This window comes from uncultured Cellulomonas sp., from assembly GCF_963527515.1.
In the GTDB taxonomy this organism is placed as follows: domain Bacteria; phylum Actinomycetota; class Actinomycetes; order Actinomycetales; family Cellulomonadaceae; genus Cellulomonas.
The window spans coordinates 1-16618 of record NZ_CAURTV010000078.1 but is presented as its reverse complement, the minus strand read 5'-3'; the positions used below and the strand labels follow the sequence as shown (position 1 = coordinate 16618).

The window sequence follows — 16618 nt, the reverse complement described above, 5'->3', positions numbered from 1 at the left end:
GAGCGGGACGCCGCCGAGCTGGCCCGCGGCGACCGCGACCGCGAGGTCACCGCCGCGCGTGCCGAGGTGGACGTGCGCGCCGCCGAGCTCGCCCAGCTGACCGACGTCGCCCACCGCGACGAGGTCGCCCGCACGCAGCAGCGCCTGCGCATCGAGGCTCTGCAGGCCCGCGCGATCGACGACCTCGGCCTGGACCCTGCCGTCCTGCTCGACGAGTACGGCCCGCACCAGGAGGTGCCGGTCATCACCGTGCCCGGCACGGAGGTGGACCCGGACGCGCCGACGGCGGTCCCGTACGTGCGCGAGCAGCAGGAGAAGCGGCTGCGGTCCGCCGAGCGGGCGCTCTCGCTGCTCGGCCGGGTCAACCCGCTGGCGCTCGAGGAGTTCGCCGCGCTGGAGGAGCGCCACCAGTTCCTCGTCGAGCAGCTGGCCGACCTGAAGAAGTCGCGCGCCGACCTGCTGGAGATCGTCCGGGAGATCGACGAGCGGGTCGAGCAGGTGTTCGCCGACGCCTACCGCGACACCGCCGCCGCGTTCGACGTCGTGTTCCCGCGGCTGTTCCCGGGCGGCGAGGGCCGGCTGGTCCTCACCGATCCCGACAACATGCTCACCACCGGCATCGAGGTCGAGGCGCGCCCGGCGGGCAAGAAGGTCAAGCGGCTCTCGCTGCTGTCGGGCGGAGAACGGTCCCTGACCGCGGTCGCGCTGCTCGTGGCCATCTTCAAGGCGCGGCCCAGCCCGTTCTACGTCATGGACGAGGTCGAGGCGGCGCTCGACGACGCCAACCTGGGCCGGTTGCTCGAGCTCTTCAAGGAGCTCCAGGAGGACTCCCAGCTGATCGTCGTCACGCACCAGAAGCGCACCATGGAGATCGCCGACGCCCTGTACGGCGTGACCATGCGCGGCGACGGCGTCACCACCGTGATCAGCCAGCGGATGCGCGAGGACGTCGCCGTCTGAGTGGTGGCTCGCCGCCGGGGTGTGGAGATTGTGTGCCGTTTGACGTTCCCGCCGCGCGGGACGCAGACGCGGCAGCGACGGTCGCGGACACTGGAGCCATGGCTGTTCTCGTCGCGATCCTCCTTGCCGTCCTCGTCGCCGCAGCCGTCCTGCTCGTCGCCAGCGCCTCTGCCTCGGCCAGGGACAAGGGCGCGTCGCCGCTGCGCACGTTCCGCAGCGGGTGGGCAGGGCGCAAGAACCCGGACGCCGACCAGCAGGCCGCCGCTGCGGCCGCCGCCGTCGAGCCGGTCGACCTCTCGCTCGCCCAGTTCCTCCGGGAGACCGTGGACGAGGGCGAGGCGTACCTGCAGGTCGACGACCTGGCGGCGACGCTCCAGCGGGCCAAGGACAAGGCCGCCGGCGCGCTCCCAGGCAACCGCGACCGCTGAGGAGTCGCCCGCCTGACCCGCCGGTTGGCTTCGTGGGGCCGGCGGCAGAGAGACTGTCCCGGTGACCAACGAGACGCTCGAGATCCTCCTGGCCGCGGGCATCCCGACGGCCATCGTCGTCGCGGTGACGACGCTGCTCGTCCGCCGCCGCCGCGGCGGGACCACCCAGGCCCCTCCGACGGTGGACGTCCCGGCGCCGGCACCGGCGCCCGGCGTCGAGACCACCGCCCCGGCGCCGCCCGACGTGCTCGCGCCGGAGGAGGCGGAGGCGCCCCCGGCGCTCGAGGTCCCGGCACCCACCGCAGGACGCCTCTCCCGCCTGCGCGACCGGCTCGCTCGCTCCGGCTCTCCCCTCGGCGCCCGGCTCCTCGCGGTCCTGTCCAAGGACCACCTCACCGAGGACGACTGGGACGAGCTCGAGGAGACCCTGCTGCTCGCCGACGTGGGGGCCGGGCCCACCGGCGAGCTCATCGACGCGCTCCGCACCCGTGTCCGGGTGGAGGGTCTGAAGGACCCGGCACAGGTCCGGGCGCTCCTGCGCGAGCAGCTGCTCGTGCTCGTCGACCCGTCCCTGGACCGCACCCTGAACACCGCGCACGGAGCGGCTGCGGACGGCTCGCAGGTCCCCGCGGTCGTCCTGGTGGTGGGCGTCAACGGCACCGGCAAGACCACCACCGTGGGCAAGCTCGCGCGCGTGCTGGTCGCGGACGGGAAGACGGTCGTGCTCGGTGCCGCCGACACGTTCCGCGCGGCCGCCGCCGACCAGCTGCAGACCTGGGGCTCGCGCGTCGGGGTGCACACCGTCCGCTCGGACCGCGACGGTGCCGACCCCGCCGCGGTGGCGTTCGACGCCGTGCGCACGGGTCGGGCGGAGGGGATCGACGTCGTGCTCGTCGACACGGCCGGTCGCCTGCAGAACAAGGCGGGGCTGATGGACGAGCTGGGCAAGATCACGCGGGTGATCACGCGCGAGGCGCCCCTGTCGGAGGTGCTCCTGGTGCTCGACGCGACGACCGGCCAGAACGGCCTCAACCAGGCCCGGGTGTTCAGCGAGGTCGCCGGCGTCACCGGCATCGTGCTCACCAAGCTCGACGGCACGGCCAAGGGCGGGATCGTCGTCGCGGTGCAGCGGGAGCTGGGTGTGCCGGTCAAGCTCATCGGCCTCGGCGAGGGCCCGGACGACCTGGCGCCGTTCGACCCGGAGGCCTTCGTCGACGCCCTCCTGGAGGGCTGAGCCGGAGCGGAGCGCAGGCTCTCCCCGACCGTGTGACTGGACGGCTGGGGTCGAAGCGCAGGCTCGGCAGACCACGTGGCTCGAGGGCTGAGCCAGCTCAGTACGCGGGCGGTGCCGCCCGCGTCTCGTCCGTCTGGTCGGAGGTCGTCCGGGCGGCGGCAGCTCCTGCTGCGAGAACAGCGACGGCGGTGACGGCAGCGAGCACCGACGGCCGGACGAGACCGACGGCCAGCGCCACGCCGATGCCCACCAGGACGACGTACGCGACGGTGCGTCGTCCGCGCAGCAGGGCGGTCGCGACCGTGACGGCCGCCGCGCCGAGCGCCGTCAGGGCCCACAGGAGCGCGGGCGCCACCAGCGGGCCGAGCGTGACGTCAGCGCCCACCTGCTGGCCCGCGACGACGGCCCAGGCCGCGTCCGCCCAGAGCACGAGCGCGGAGACGACCACCGCGAGCGCGGCGAGCAGCCTGCCCGCCGTCCGGGTGGCGCCGGTCGTCCCGCGTGGCGGACCCAGTGCGACCAGGCCGAGCGCGACCAGGGCGGCAGGCACGGCCAGCGGGACCCCGGCGGGCAGGGGGTGCGTGAGCCGCGTCGGCTCGCCGGGCAGGGGCACGACGCGCTCGTCGGGGGAGCGGTACGTGAAGCCGAGACGGGTCCATGTCCCGTCCTCGTCGCGGACGGCCAGGCCGTCTCCGTCGTTCGCGGCGTACACCCGGAACCCGTCGGCGGTGGGCAGGAGGGCGACCCCGACGGTGTGCAGGGGTCGGCCTTCCGGCTGGTACCGGGCCGCCAGCGCGGGCAGCACGTCGTCGGGGACCGCCCAGTCCGTGCTCCACGTGCTGCCGCCGTCGTCGCTGCGGTCCACGCCGAGACCCTCGGCCGCCACCCGGAAGCACTCGTCACCGGACGGAGCGCAGACGTTCTCGACGGTCCCCCCGGCGCGATCGAACCGGCGGGAGAGCTGCTCGGCGTCGTCGTCGTAGGACGGGACCAGCTGCCACCGCGAGCCGTCGTCCGAGACGTACCACGAGCCGTCGTCGAGGCTGCTCACGAGGAGCCGGCCGTCGACGACCGCGATGCGCGACGCGCCGGTCGGGGGCATCTGGCTGGTGGCGGCCGTGGCCAGCACGACCACCGGCAGCATGACGGCCCAGGCCAGCGCGGGCCGCCGGTCCCGACCGGGCGTCGACGACGCCGCGCGCGCGACGGCCCAGGCGAGCACGAGGGCCGGCAGGGCCAGGAGGTCGGTCGGGTCGGCGAGCACGACGCTCGGTCCTGCCACCGCGCTGAGCACCGCCGAGGCCGCCTGCGCCCCGACCGACGAGGTCTTCGTGAGCACGAACCCCGCGCCCACGGCGGCAAGGCTCACCGCGGCGCAGGAGCGTGCGGACGCGCGGGTGGTGCCGACGAGCCGGGAGGCACCGGCCAGGAGCGCGGCGAGGAGCGCGGGCGCGACGACCAGCCACGCGGCGTCTGAGAGCTTGCCGGTCCACCACGTGCCGAGCGCGGCCTTGAGCACGTGGTCGTTGACGACGAGGACCAGCAGGGCCACGCACGTGACGGGATGGGTCACCCAGGCGAGCGCTGCCGGTACGGCACGGCGGGGCGCGGCCACGAGAACCTCCGGTGCGTCGATGCAGGGGCATCGGCTCGGCGGGCTGCGAACTTGATCCGGTTCGCCCCGGAGAAACGGGGTGGGAAGGGGCGCGACTCCTGGACGGCTGCTCACCACGAAACCGAACGTTTACCTGCGGGTCGCGCTTGTCACACCGACGTAACGTCTCTCGCCCACGACGGAAACCCGCCTCGTCGACTGTGATCCCCGGACCAGCCACCCCCGGCTGGCAAGTGGAGAGGCGATCTCGATGGAAGAATTCGCTTTGGACAGCGGGAACACGGCGTTCATGCTGACCGCCGCGTCGCTCGTGCTGCTGATGACGCCGGGGCTGGCGTTCTTCTACGGCGGCATGGTGCGCGGCAAGAGCGTGCTGAACATGATGATGATGAGCTTCGGGGCGATCGGTGTCGCCGGTCTCATCTGGGTGCTCTACGGCTACTCGGGCGTCTTCGGCTCGGACCTCGGCGGAGGGTGGCTGGGCAACCCGTTCGACTTCTTCGGCCTGCAGGGCGCCACGGACGACCAGAGCCTGATGGCCGCGTCCGGTGTGCCGTTCCTCGTGGCGGCCGGATACCAGGCCACGTTCGCGATCATCACGGTCGCGCTCATCTCGGGTGCCGTGGCCGAGCGCATGAAGTTCAGCGCGTGGCTCGTCTTCACGGCCGTCTGGGTGACCGTGGTCTACGTGCCGCTGGCGCACTGGGTGTGGGGCGGTGGCCTGCTCAGCGCGACCGGGCTCACCGAGGGTCTCTCGACCCCGATCGACTTCGCCGGTGGAACGGTCGTGCACATCAACGCCGGTACCGCCGGCCTGGTGCTGGCGCTCGTGCTCGGCAAGCGCCGCGGCTTCGGCAAGGAGGCCATGCGGCCGCACAACCTGCCGTTCGTCATGCTCGGTGCCGCGCTCCTGTGGTTCGGGTGGTTCGGCTTCAACGCCGGGTCGGAGTTCGCCGCGGACAACGTGGCCGGCCGTGCGTGGCTCAACACGCTGCTCGCCACGGGCATCGCGATGCTCGCCTGGCTCGCCACGGAGAAGCTGCGTGACGGTCACGCCACGTCGCTCGGTGCCGCCTCGGGCGTCGTCGCCGGCCTGGTCGCCATCACGCCGGCCGCTGCGGCGGTCGACACGTGGGGTGCGATCGGGATCGGTGTCGTCGCCGGTGTGCTCTGCGCCCTGGCGGTCGGCCTGAAGTTCCGGTTCGGCTACGACGACTCGCTCGACGTCGTCGGTGTCCACCTCGTCGGTGGCCTGGTCGGCACGGTCCTCATCGGCTTCTTCGCCACGGACGCGAACAGCACCTGGTACCCGGACGGCGCCCTCAACGGCCTGTTCTACGGTGGGGGCCTCACTCAGCTGGCCACGCAGACGATCGTCGCGCTCGCCGCGGTGCTCTTCAGCTTCACGGCCACGTACGTCATCGCACTGATCCTCAAGGCCACCATCGGCCTGCGGGTGTCCGACGAGGCCGAGGTCGGCGGTATCGACCTGGCTGTCCACGCTGAGACCGCATACGAGACGCTGGGCGTCGGCGCCCGCGTCGTGACGGAGGTGAAGTGATGACGAAGCTCGTGACGGCGGTCATCCAGCCGCACCGGCTGGACGACGTCAAGTCGGCCCTCGAGGCCGCGGGTGTCCGTGGTCTGACCGTGAGCGAGGCCAGCGGCTACGGTCGCCAGCGCGGTCACACCGAGGTCTACCGGGGGGCCGAGTACACGGTCGACCTGGTGCCCAAGGTCAAGATCGACGTGCTCGTGAGCGACGAGGACGCAGCCAGCGTGACGGACGTCATCGTCCGTGCGGCGCAGACCGGCAAGATCGGCGACGGCAAGGTCTGGGTCGTGCCGGTCGAGGACGTGGCTCGTGTCCGCACCGGTGAGCACGGCGACGACGCGCTCTGACCAGGACGGCTGACTGCCACACATGACACAGGAACGGCCGCCCGCGGGGGGCGCGGCCGCGAACGGGTCGCCCGAGGTCCCGCACCCCGCGATCGGGGTGCGGGACCTCCGCACGGAGCGGCTCGAGCTCGCCGCCGGCCTCACCGGACCCGGCGCCGACGGCATCGCCCGCCGGGCCGCGATCGTCGAGCTCGTCGTCGGCCGGCTGCGGGAGCAGTGGGAGATCGCGACGCAGGGCCAGGACGTGTCCGGCATCGCGCTCGGCGCGGTCGGCAGCGTCGGACGCGGGGACGCCAGCCCGGTCAGCGACCTCGACCTGCTCCTCGTGCACGAAGGCCGCGGGCACTCGACCGAGGAGCTCTCGGCGCTCGCACAGAAGCTCTGGTACCCCATCTGGGACGCCGGGCTGGACCTCGACCACTCGGTCCGGTCCCTCGCCCAGTGCCGCCAGGTCGCGTCGAAGGACCTGCCGGCAGCCGTCGGGCTGCTCGACCTGCAGCCCGTCTCCGGCGACGCCGTCGTCATCGCGCGGGCAAAGTCCGCGCTCCTGGAGGACTGGCGCTCCGCGGCCCGCCGCCGCCTGCCGGAGCTGCTGGCCTCCACGCGTCAGCGCGCCGAGCGGCACGGCGAGCTGGCCTACCTCATCGAGCCGGAGCTCAAGGAGTCGCGCGGCGGCATCCGCGACGCGGTCGTGCTGAGCGCGCTCGCCGCCACATGGCTCACGGACCGGCCGCACGGCGCGGTGGACATGGCCTACGCCCACCTGCTCGACGTGCGGGACACGGTCCAGGTGGTGACGCGCCGGCACACCAACCGGCTGCTGCTCGCCGACCAGGACGAGGTCGCGGCGCTCGTCGGCTTCGACGACCGCGACGACCTGCTGGCGAGCATCGCCGAGTCCGCTCGCGTCATCTCCTACGCGCTCGACACCACCGTCCGCAACGCGCGCCAGGCCCTGCAGCGGCCCGCGCGGACGACCATGCTCGTGCGTGGCCGGCGCAGCGCCCCGCGGCTGCGCACCATCGCGGAGGACCTGGTCGAGCACGACGGCGAGATCGTGCTCGCGGTCGAGGCGCGCCCGGCCGAGGACCCCCTGCTGTCGCTCCGGGCGGCCGCGACCGCCGCGCGGACGGGGCTGAGCCTCTCGCCGGTGACCGTGGCGAGCCTCACGGCGACGCCGCCGCTGCCGGCACCGTGGCCGAAGGCGGCCCGCAGCTACCTCCTGCAGCTGCTGGGCTCGGGTCCCGCGCAGGTGCCCATCTGGGAGGCCCTCGACCTGGCCGGCGTGGTCACTACCTGGATCCCGGAGTGGGCGGGGGTCCGCAACCGGCCGCAGCGCTCGGCGATCCACCGGCACACGGTCGACCGGCACCTGGTCGAGACCGTCGCCCGGGCGGGGCGCGACAAGCGCGCGGTCGAGCACTCCGAGACGCTGCTGCTCGCGGCGCTGCTGCACGACATCGGCAAGCGGGCGGGCGCCGGGGACCACTCGACCGAGGGTGCCCGCCTGGCCGGCCCGATCATCGAGCGCATGGGGTTCGACGACCAGGTGGCCGCCGACGTCACCCGCCTCGTGCGCGAGCACCTCACGCTCGCGGAGCTGGCGACGACCGCAGACCCCGACGACCCGGCGACCATGGCGCGGCTGCTCGACGCCGTCGACCACCGCCCGGACATGCTCGAGCTCCTGCGCGCGCTGACCGAGGCCGACGCCGGCGCGGCCGGCCCGCAGGCGTGGAGCACGTGGCGCGCCACCCTCGTCGACGACCTGACGGCACGGGCCACCCGGGAGCTGGCAGGTACGCTGGGACGTCCCTGAACCCCCGAGCGTGAGGACCGCCAGGTGTTCGCCACCCTGTCCGACCGACTGACGTCGACCTTCAAGAACCTGCGCACCAAGGGCCGTCTGTCCGAGGCGGACATCGACGCCACCGTGCGCGAGATCCGCCGGGCGCTGCTCGACGCCGACGTCGCCGTGTCCGTCGTGCGCTCGTTCACCGGCGCCGTGCGCGAGCGCGCGCTGTCGGCCGAGGTGTCGGGTGCGCTGAACCCCGCGCAGCAGGTCGTCAAGATCGTCAACGAGGAGCTCGTCGCCATCCTCGGTGGCCAGACGCGCACGCTCAACCTCGCCAAGAACCCCCCGACGGTCATCCTGCTGGCGGGTCTGCAGGGTGCGGGCAAGACGACGCTGGCCGGCAAGCTCGCGGTGCACCTCAAGGCCCAGGGCCACACGCCGCTGCTCGTCGCGGCGGACCTCCAGCGGCCGAACGCCGTCACGCAGCTGCAGGTGGTGGGGGAGCGCGCCGGGGTCCCCGTGTTCGCCCCGCACCCCGGCAACCAGGGCAGCGACGACGTCATGCCCTCCGGTGCCGACCCCGTCGCGGTCGCGCGCGAGGGACTGGCGACCGCCAAGACCAGGCTCCACGACGTCCTCATCGTGGACACGGCCGGCCGGCTCGGTGTCGACGCCGAGCTGATGCAGCAGGCCTCCGACATCCGCGACGCGCTCGACCCGGACGAGATCCTGTTCGTCATCGACGCGATGATCGGCCAGGACGCGGTCACCACCGCGCAGGCGTTCGCCGACGGCGTCGGGTTCACCGGCGTGGTGCTCTCCAAGCTCGACGGCGACGCCCGCGGTGGTGCCGCACTCTCGGTGGCCAGCGTGACCGGCAAGCCGATCATGTACGCGTCCACGGGTGAGAAGCTCACCGAGTTCGAGGTGTTCCACCCCGACCGCATGGCGTCGCGGATCCTCGACATGGGCGACATCCTCACGCTCATCGAGCAGGCCGAGAAGGCGTTCGACGCCGGCCAGGCCGAGGAGATGGTCGACAAGCTGGCGTCCGGCCAGGACCTCACGCTCGAGGACTTCCTCACGCAGATGCAGCAGCTGCGCAACGCCGGCCCGCTGAAGAAGATGATGGGCATGCTGCCGGGCATGGGGCAGATGCGGGAGGCGCTCGACAACTTCGACGAGCGCGAGGTCGACCGCATCGAGGCGATCATCCGGTCGATGACCCCCGCGGAGCGTCGGACCCCGAAGATCATCAACGGCTCGCGCCGCTCGCGCATCGCTGCCGGGTCGGGCACCAAGCCCAGCGACGTCAACCAGCTGCTGGAGCGCTTCGACGGCGCGCAGAAGATGATGAAGCAGATGGCCAAGGGCGGCGGCATGCCCGGCATGCCTCCCGGCATGGGGAACCTGCCGGGGATGGGCGGCAAGAAGTCGCGCGGCCGCACGGCGCCCCCGGTCCGCAAGGCCAAGGGCAAGTCGGGCAACCCGGCCAAGCGCGCGGAGCAGGAGCGTGGCATCACGAGCCGCCCGGCCGCGCCGCAGGGGTCTGCGTTCGGCCTCGCCCCGCAGGCCGAGCCGACCAAGCCCACCGAGATCGAGCTGCCCGCCGGCCTGGACCGGTTCCTCGGCGGGCGCTGACCCCCGTGGTGCTGCACCTGCGCGGCACGGTCGTGCTCGACGACGAGCGCGAGGTGGGCGAGGCCTGGGTGGTCGGCGGTCGCCTCACGTTCGAGCGTCCGGCGGCGTCGCCCGAGACCGTGCTCGAGGGCTGGGTCCTCCCGGGGCTGGTCGACGTGCACTGCCACATCGGGCTCGCGGCGGACGGCCCGGTCGACGACGGCACGGCCTCGACGCAGGCGCTGGCCGACCGCGACTCGGGAGTCCTGCTGGTCCGGGACGCGGGCTCGCCGGCGGACACCGGCTGGGTGCACCAGCGCGACGACCTCCCGCGGCTGATCCGCGCGGGCCGGCACCTGGCCCGTCCGAAGCGGTACCTGCGGCACTACGGCCGCGAGCTCGCCGACGTCCAGCAGCTGCCGGACGCCGTCCGCGAGGAGGCCGCCCGCGGGGACGGCTGGGTCAAGCTCGTCGCCGACTGGATCGACCGCGACCTCGGTGCCGACGGCGACCTGCGCCCCCTGTGGCCGGACGACGTGCTCGCCGAGGCGGTGGCCGCCGCCCACGACGCGGGTGCGCGAGTCACGGCCCACACCTTCGCGACCGAGTCGCTCGACGCCCTGCTCGACGCCGGGGTCGACTGCCTCGAGCACGCCACCGGGGCGACCGCGAGCCAGATCGAGCGCATCGCCGCCGCCGGGATCCCGGTCACGGCGACCCTCCTGCAGATCGCGCAGTTCGAGGCCATCGCGGCCCAGGGCTCGCGCTACCCGCTGTTCGCCGCGCGCATGCGGGCGCTGCACGCGCACCGGTACCAGCTCGTCCGGGACCTGCACGACGCGGGCGTCCCCGTGCTCGTCGGCACCGACGCCGGGGGCACGATCGCGCACGGCCGGATCGCCGACGAGGCTGCCGAGCTGGTCCGCGCCGGACTGCCGGCGCGCGACGTGGTCGCCGCGGCGAGCTGGCGGACGCGCGCGTGGCTCGGGGTTCCCGGCATCGCGGAGGGCGAGAGCGCCGACGTCGTCGTGTACGACGCCGATCCCCGCGTCGAGATCGGCGTGCTCGCGGCGCCCGCAGCGGTGGTGCTCAGGGGAGCGGTCGTCGGCGGGCACTGAGCGTGTTGGGAGCGGTCGCCCGCATCTGGCACAATGGTCGGCTGTACCCGACGTCTGCAGCCCCTCTACCTGCGTTCGTCGTGTCCCCGACCTTCCCGGCGCGCCCACCCCACGGGCAATGCGCGGGCAGGTCACCCACAGCAGACATCAGGAGAAGACCACACCGTGGCCACCAAGATCCGCCTCAAGCGTCTCGGCAAGATCCGCGCTCCGTACTACCGCATCGTCGTCGCCGACTCGCGCACCAAGCGCGACGGCCGCGTGATCGAGGAGATCGGCAAGTACCACCCCACCGAGGAGCCCTCGTTCATCGAGGTCGACTCCGAGCGTGCGCAGTACTGGCTCGGCGTCGGCGCGCAGCCGACCGAGCAGGTCGCCGTGCTCCTCAAGATCACCGGTGACTGGCAGAAGTTCAAGAACCTCCCCGGCCAGGAGGGCACCCTGCGCACCAAGGCCGACAAGGTCGACCCGAAGGATGCCATCGAGGCCGTCGCGCTCGACGCCGAGAAGGCCAAGGCCAAGGCGTCCGAGAAGGCCGCCGCGAAGAAGGCCGCCGCTGCCGAGGCTCCGGCCGAGGACGAGCAGGCCTGATGCTCGCCGACGCTCTCGAGCACCTGGTGCGCGGCATCGTCGACCACCCGGACGACGTCCGCGTGAACGCGTCGACGCTGCGTCGTGGGGACCTGCTCGAGGTGCGCGTGCACCCGGACGACCTCGGCCGCGTCATCGGCCGCGGCGGTCGAACGGCCCGCGCGCTGCGCACCGTCGTCGGTGCGCTCTCGACGGACGGCGCGGTCCGCGTCGACGTCGTGGACGTCGACCGGCGCTGATCTCCTGCGCAAGGCCCGGTCCCCTAGCCTGGGGACCGGGCCTTCGCCATGACTGCCCACTTCGATCGTGAGGACCACCATGCAGCTGACCGTCGCGCGGATCGGCCGTGCCCACGGCCTGCGCGGAGAGGTCGCCCTCGACCTGCGGACCGACAACCCGGAGGACCGCTTCGTGGTCGGTGCCGTGCTGCTCACCGAACCGGTCGCGCGCGGCCCGCTCACGGTCGTGAGCACCCGGACGCAGCAGGACCGCTGGTTCGTGACCTTCGCGGAGATCGGCGACCGGACCATGGCCGAGGCCATGCGGGGGACCGAGCTGGTGGTCGACGAGGACGCGTCCGACGAGGACGACGCCTGGTACCCGCACGAGCTGGCGGGCCTGCGGGCCGAGCACGTCGACGGCCGGGTGCTGGGCGAGATCGTCGGTCTGGAGCACCTGCCTGCGCACGACATGCTGGTCCTGCGGGAGCCCGACGGCGCACGCACCCTCATCCCGTTCGTCACGGTGATGGTCCCCGTGGTCGACGTCGCCGGCGGCCGCGTGGTGCTCGACCCGCCCGGCGGCCTCCTGGCGTCCGACGCCGCCAACCTGGTCGTCTCCGAGGAGACGGTGTCACCCCGCGACAAGGCCGACGACTGACGTGCGCATCGACATCGTCTCGATCTTCCCCGAGTACCTGGCCCCGCTGGAGCTCTCCCTCGTCGGCAAGGCGCGCACGAGCGGCCTGCTGGACCTGCGCGTGCACGACCTGCGGGACTGGACCACGGACCGGCACCGGACCGTCGACGACACCCCGTTCGGGGGCGGCGCCGGCATGGTGATGCGCCCGGACGTGTGGGGGACGGCGCTGGACGAGCTGCTCGACGAGGACGCGCACCTGCTGGTGCCGACGCCGTCGGGGGAGCCGTTCACGCAGCGCACCGCCGAGGCGCTCGCCGGCGAGAGCCACCTGGTGCTGGCGTGCGGTCGGTACGAGGGCATCGACGCCCGCGTGGCCGAGCACTACCGCGCCCGGGGCCGCGTCACCGAGTTCTCCCTGGGCGACTACGTGCTGAACGGGGGAGAGGTCGCCGCGCTGGTCGTCGTCGAGGCGGTCGCGCGCCTGCTGCCCGGCGTCGTCGGGAACCCGGAGTCGCTGGTCGAGGAGTCGCACGGCGCGGCCGGCCTGCTCGAGTACCCCGTCTACACCAAGCCTCCGGCCTGGGCCGGGCTCGAGGTTCCCGACGTGCTGCTGTCCGGGCACCACGCGCGGATCGCCCGGTGGCGACGGGACACCGCGCTGGAGCGCACCGCGGCCCGCCGCCCGGACCTCGTCGAGGCTCTCCCCGTGGACGACCTGGACGCGCGCGACCTCGCCCTGCTCGCCCGACTGGGCTGGGAGCCGCAGGACGGACGCCTGACCCGCGCGTGAGGTCGGGCACGGGATTGACCGGTGCATTTACTGGAGCGGTGCTGCCTGTGGCAGACTTGCCCGTTGGTGCGCGCAGGTCGCGTCTCTGCCACAGGGGAGACGACTCACGACCACCCGGGCTCGACCCGGACGCACCCGACCATCAGACCAAGGACGCCGGTCCTGCCCTGCACTGGGCAGCCGTGACGCCCTCGACGACGTTCCTGACCTGTGGCAGGGCGGGGAAGTGACATCACATGCACACTCTCGACAGTGTCGATGCAGCATCGCTGCGCTCCGACATCCCGGACTTCCGCGCCGGTGACACCCTGAAGGTCAACGTCAAGGTCGTCGAGGGCAACCGCTCTCGCATCCAGGCGTTCCAGGGTGTCGTCATCGGTCGTCAGGGTGACGGCGTCCGCGAGACGTTCACGGTCCGCAAGGTCAGCTTCCAGGTCGGCGTCGAGCGCACGTTCCCCGTGCACTCCCCGAGCCTGGAGTCGATCGAGGTCCTGACCCGCGGCGACGTGCGGCGCGCGAAGCTGTACTACCTGCGCAAGCTCCGTGGCAAGAAGGCCAAGATCAAGGAGAAGCGGGACTTCACCCCCGCCGCGAAGAAGGCCTGAGCCCTCTCGCACGCGACGTCCCACGGGCGGTCACCGATTCGGTGGCCGCCCGTCGGCGTTCCCGGTCACCCGGTCACGGGACGGGTGACGGGCGACACAGGTCGGATCTCGCGGGGTGGTCCTTTACGCGTCCGGGCGCGCCGCGTGCGAGAGTGTGCGGGTGATCGACCGACCCGCGCGCGACCTCGACGAGACCTCGTCGCCCACGTCGTGGCCGGGTCAGGAGGCGCCGCAGGGTGACCTCGCAGGCGCGCGTCCCGGGCAGCCCGGACCCAGGCTCCCCGACGTGACGGCCCCCGACGCGGGGGTCACCGCGCACTCCGCGACGCGACGCCACGCCGCCGCACGGCGCCCGAGCGGGGCCGGCTCCCTGCTGCGCGAGACGGTGATCATCCTGGTCAGCGCGATCGTCCTGTCGCTGCTGGTCAAGACGTTCCTGGTGCAGGCGTTCTTCATCCCGAGCCAGTCCATGCACGACACGCTCATCGAGCACGACCGGATCCTGGTCAGCAAGCTCACGCCCGGTCCCTTCGACCTGCGCCGCGGTGACATCGTCGTGTTCAAGGACCCGGGTGGGTGGCTGCCGGCGGACGTCACCCCCGAGCCGGGCCCGCTGCAGGGCGCGGTCAACTCCGCGCTCACGTTCATCGGGCTCTACCCGGCCGACGCCAACGAGCACCTGGTCAAGCGCCTCATCGGGCTGCCGGGTGACCGGGTCGCCTGCGCCGGGGCGGGAGAGCCCGTGACCGTGAACGGCGAGCCGCTCGACGAGCCCTACCTCGCGGCCGGGGTGCAGCCCAGCGACATCGCGTTCGACGTCACCGTGCCGGACGACAGCGTGTGGGTCATGGGCGACAACCGATCCCACTCGTCGGACTCCCGGTACAACCAGGGCAAGCCCGGCGGTGGGTCGGTGCCCGTCGACAACGTGGTGGGCATGGCCTTCGTGACGGTGTGGCCCGTGGAGCGCATGGGCCCGCTGCGCAACCCGACCAGCACGTTCACGGACGTGCCCGCGCAGCCATGACGCTGCTCGCCGCACCCCGGACGACGGTCCCGCGGACCGCCCCGCACCTGCGCCACGAGCGCGGCCTGCTGCGCGACGGTGCACGGCTGCTGGCCGGCATGGACGAGGTGGGACGCGGTTCCCTCGCGGGGCCGGTCAGCGTCGGTGTCGTCGTCGTCGATGTGACCACCCGGTCGGCGCCCAAGGGCGTCGCGGACTCCAAGCTGCTCGCGCCGGCCGCCCGCACCCGCCTCCTGCCCGCCCTCGGCCGCTGGGGGCTGGCCCGGGCGGTCGGGCACGCCAGCGCGGAGGAGATCGACGCGGTCGGGATCATCGCCGCGCTCCGTCTCGCGGGCACCCGGGCGCTGGCGTCGGTGAGCGCGGTCGTGGGACCCGTCGATGTCGTGCTCCTGGACGGGTCGCACGACTGGCTGTCCCGGCCGGCGCAGGCCGACCTCTTCGCCCTCGACGACGAGCCGGACGTGCCCGCACCGCGCGTGCACGTCAAGGTCAAGGCGGACCGGACCTGCGCGTCCGTGGCAGCGGCCAGCGTGCTGGCCAAGTGCGAGCGCGACGCGATGATGGTGGACCTGTCCGCCCAGCACCCCGCCTACCGCTGGCACGAGAACAAGGGGTACGCGTCGCCGGAGCACATGGCCGCGCTGCGCGAGCTCGGGCCGTGCGTCCTGCACCGACGGTCGTGGCGACTGCCGGGAGCGGGCGAGGAGTCCCCGCTGGATCTCGACGACCTCGACCTCGAGCTCGACCCCGACGGACCGTACTGACCGTCGCCGCGCCGGGTCACGCGCGCTCCAGGCCACACGCATGGGGGATGATGTCCCGGTGAGCGCGGAGGACCTGGAGAACTACGAGACCGACATGGAGCTCGCGCTGTACCGCGAGTACCGCGACGTCGTGGGGCTCTTCTCCTACGTCGTGGAGACCGAGCGGCGGTTCTACCTGGCCAACCAGGTGGACCTGCAGGTGCGGTCGGCGGCGGGGGAGGTCTACTTCGAGCTGACGCTTGCCGACGCCTGGGTGTGGGACGTGTACCGCTCCGCCCGGTTCGTGAAGTCCGTGCGCGTGGTGACGTTCAAGGACGTCAACGTCGAGGAGCTGGCCAAGGCTGAGCTCGACCTCGGCGGCAGCGCCGGCTTCGCGCGCTGACGAGGCTCACCGAGCCGCCCACAGCCCTCGCGCCCGCCGGCCGGCCCACGGGCATGGTCGACGTCCCGCCCCGGTGCGCGACGCGCTGGCAGCGTGCGGCGCGGAGGTGGTCCGGTGCGCGCGAAGGACGCAGTGGGGCGGTACGGGGAAGACGTGGCGGAAGCGCACGTGCTGGGCCGCGGGTGGGACGTGCTGGACCGCAACTGGCGGACGCGCGACGGTGAGCTCGACCTGGTGGCCCTCGACGGCGACGAGCTCGTGGTCGTCGAGGTCAAGACGCGGAGGTCGATCGCGTTCGGGCACCCCGCCGAGGCGGTGACCCCGCGCAAGCTCGCCCGGGTCCGGCGCCTTGCCGCGCAGTGGCTGGCCGCCCACGACGTGCACCCCGCGTCGGTGCGCGTCGACGTGATCGCGGTGCTGCTGCCCGCGCGCGGCGCCGCCCAGGTGGACCACCTCGTGGGGGTGGTCTGAGTGGTGCTCGGCCGCACCCTGGGAGTCGCGCTGGTCGGGCTCACCGGGCACGTGGTGGACGTCGAGGCGCACCTGGCGCCCTCCCTGCCCGCGTTCACGCTCGTCGGCCTGCCCGACGCCTCGCTGGCCGAGTCGCGGGACCGGGTGCGCGCCGCGGTCACGTCCTCGGGGCTGGCGTGGCCCAACCGGCGGATCACGGTCAACCTCTCACCCGCGACGCTGCCCAAGTCCGGCTCGGGCTTCGACCTGGCCATCGCCGTGGCCACGCTCGCCGGCGCCGAGGCCATCGACCCGGCGGGACCGCTGCGTGTCGTGCACCTGGGCGAGCTCGGCCTCGACGGCCGGCTCCGACCGGTCCGCGGGGTGCTGCCTGCGGTCGCGGCGGCGGTCGCCGCCGGTCACTGCCGCGTCGTCGTCGCGGAGGCGAACGCCGCGGAGGCGCGGCTGGTCCCGGG

At 73.3% G+C, this 16618-nt stretch carries 19 protein-coding genes; 18 read left to right on the top strand and 1 reads right to left on the bottom strand.

What is annotated here, in order from left to right; genetic code table 11:
• The 3 genes from RYN42_RS15210 to ftsY form a co-directional block, all read left to right on the top strand.
• The coding region (locus RYN42_RS15210) for an AAA family ATPase (protein WP_315097521.1) at positions 1-960 on the top strand (960 nt) is incomplete at its 5' end.
• 98 nt (positions 961-1058) lie between these two features.
• A complete protein-coding gene (locus RYN42_RS15205) occupies positions 1059-1388 on the top strand; it encodes a hypothetical protein (RefSeq protein ID WP_315097520.1) in 330 nt (109 codons plus the stop codon).
• Between the two features lie 61 nt (positions 1389-1449).
• Positions 1450-2622 carry a signal recognition particle-docking protein FtsY gene (ftsY, locus tag RYN42_RS15200; RefSeq protein ID WP_315097518.1) on the top strand — a complete coding sequence of 391 codons (1173 nt, stop codon included), beginning with the start codon at positions 1450-1452 and terminating at the stop codon, positions 2620-2622.
• Positions 2623-2719: 97 nt separating this feature from the next.
• Here ftsY and RYN42_RS15195 read toward each other — a convergent pair whose 3' ends face one another.
• Positions 2720-4237 carry a hypothetical protein gene (locus RYN42_RS15195; RefSeq protein ID WP_315097515.1) on the bottom strand — a complete coding sequence of 506 codons (1518 nt, stop codon included), beginning with the start codon at positions 4235-4237 and terminating at the stop codon, positions 2720-2722.
• Between the two features lie 250 nt (positions 4238-4487).
• Between RYN42_RS15195 and RYN42_RS15190 the strand changes: the two genes are divergently transcribed.
• The 15 genes from RYN42_RS15190 to RYN42_RS15120 form a co-directional block, all read left to right on the top strand.
• A complete protein-coding gene (locus RYN42_RS15190; protein ID WP_315097514.1) occupies positions 4488-5798 on the top strand; it encodes an ammonium transporter in 1311 nt (436 codons plus the stop codon).
• Positions 5798-6139 carry a P-II family nitrogen regulator gene (locus RYN42_RS15185; protein ID WP_315097512.1) on the top strand — a complete coding sequence of 114 codons (342 nt, stop codon included), beginning with the start codon at positions 5798-5800 and terminating at the stop codon, positions 6137-6139. The genes RYN42_RS15190 and RYN42_RS15185 overlap by 1 nt, the downstream gene beginning before the upstream one ends.
• 22 nt (positions 6140-6161) lie before the next feature.
• Positions 6162-7958 (top strand): [protein-PII] uridylyltransferase, encoded by a 1797-nt coding sequence (locus RYN42_RS15180; protein ID WP_315097510.1) that lies wholly within the window; start codon positions 6162-6164, stop codon positions 7956-7958.
• Between the two features lie 24 nt (positions 7959-7982).
• Positions 7983-9575 (top strand): signal recognition particle protein, encoded by a 1593-nt coding sequence (gene ffh, locus RYN42_RS15175; protein WP_315097508.1) that lies wholly within the window; start codon positions 7983-7985, stop codon positions 9573-9575.
• Complete coding sequence (locus tag RYN42_RS15170) at positions 9572-10672, top strand: amidohydrolase family protein (protein WP_315097524.1); 1101 nt, start codon at positions 9572-9574, stop codon at positions 10670-10672. Before ffh ends, RYN42_RS15170 begins: the two co-directional genes overlap by 4 nt.
• A 165-nt stretch (positions 10673-10837) precedes the next feature.
• Positions 10838-11263 (top strand): 30S ribosomal protein S16, encoded by a 426-nt coding sequence (gene rpsP / locus RYN42_RS15165; RefSeq protein WP_175347494.1) that lies wholly within the window; start codon positions 10838-10840, stop codon positions 11261-11263.
• A complete protein-coding gene (locus RYN42_RS15160) occupies positions 11263-11502 on the top strand; it encodes an RNA-binding protein (RefSeq protein WP_055922281.1) in 240 nt (79 codons plus the stop codon). Before rpsP ends, RYN42_RS15160 begins: the two co-directional genes overlap by 1 nt.
• A gap of 79 nt (positions 11503-11581) precedes the next feature.
• On the top strand, positions 11582-12142 hold the full coding sequence (gene rimM / locus RYN42_RS15155) for a ribosome maturation factor RimM (RefSeq protein WP_315097522.1): 561 nt from the start codon (positions 11582-11584) through the stop codon (positions 12140-12142).
• A 1-nt stretch (position 12143) separates the two neighbouring features.
• Complete coding sequence (gene trmD / locus RYN42_RS15150) at positions 12144-12914, top strand: tRNA (guanosine(37)-N1)-methyltransferase TrmD (protein WP_315097503.1); 771 nt, start codon at positions 12144-12146, stop codon at positions 12912-12914.
• Between the two features lie 236 nt (positions 12915-13150).
• Positions 13151-13519: a 50S ribosomal protein L19 gene (gene rplS / locus RYN42_RS15145; RefSeq protein WP_315097501.1), complete on the top strand. Its 369-nt coding sequence runs from the start codon at positions 13151-13153 to the stop codon at positions 13517-13519.
• Positions 13520-13679: 160 nt separating this feature from the next.
• Positions 13680-14546, top strand: a complete 867-nt coding sequence (gene lepB, locus RYN42_RS15140; protein ID WP_315097499.1) for a signal peptidase I — start codon at positions 13680-13682, stop codon at positions 14544-14546.
• A complete protein-coding gene (locus tag RYN42_RS15135; protein WP_315097497.1) occupies positions 14543-15310 on the top strand; it encodes a ribonuclease HII in 768 nt (255 codons plus the stop codon). Before lepB ends, RYN42_RS15135 begins: the two co-directional genes overlap by 4 nt.
• Positions 15311-15368: 58 nt before the next feature.
• On the top strand, positions 15369-15692 hold the full coding sequence (locus RYN42_RS15130) for a DUF2469 domain-containing protein (protein WP_055922267.1): 324 nt from the start codon (positions 15369-15371) through the stop codon (positions 15690-15692).
• 114 nt (positions 15693-15806) lie between these two features.
• Complete coding sequence (locus RYN42_RS15125; RefSeq protein ID WP_315097491.1) at positions 15807-16163, top strand: YraN family protein; 357 nt, start codon at positions 15807-15809, stop codon at positions 16161-16163.
• Positions 16164-16618, top strand: a 455-nt coding sequence (locus RYN42_RS15120; protein ID WP_315097489.1) for a magnesium chelatase domain-containing protein, incomplete at its 3' end; no start/stop codon positions are given.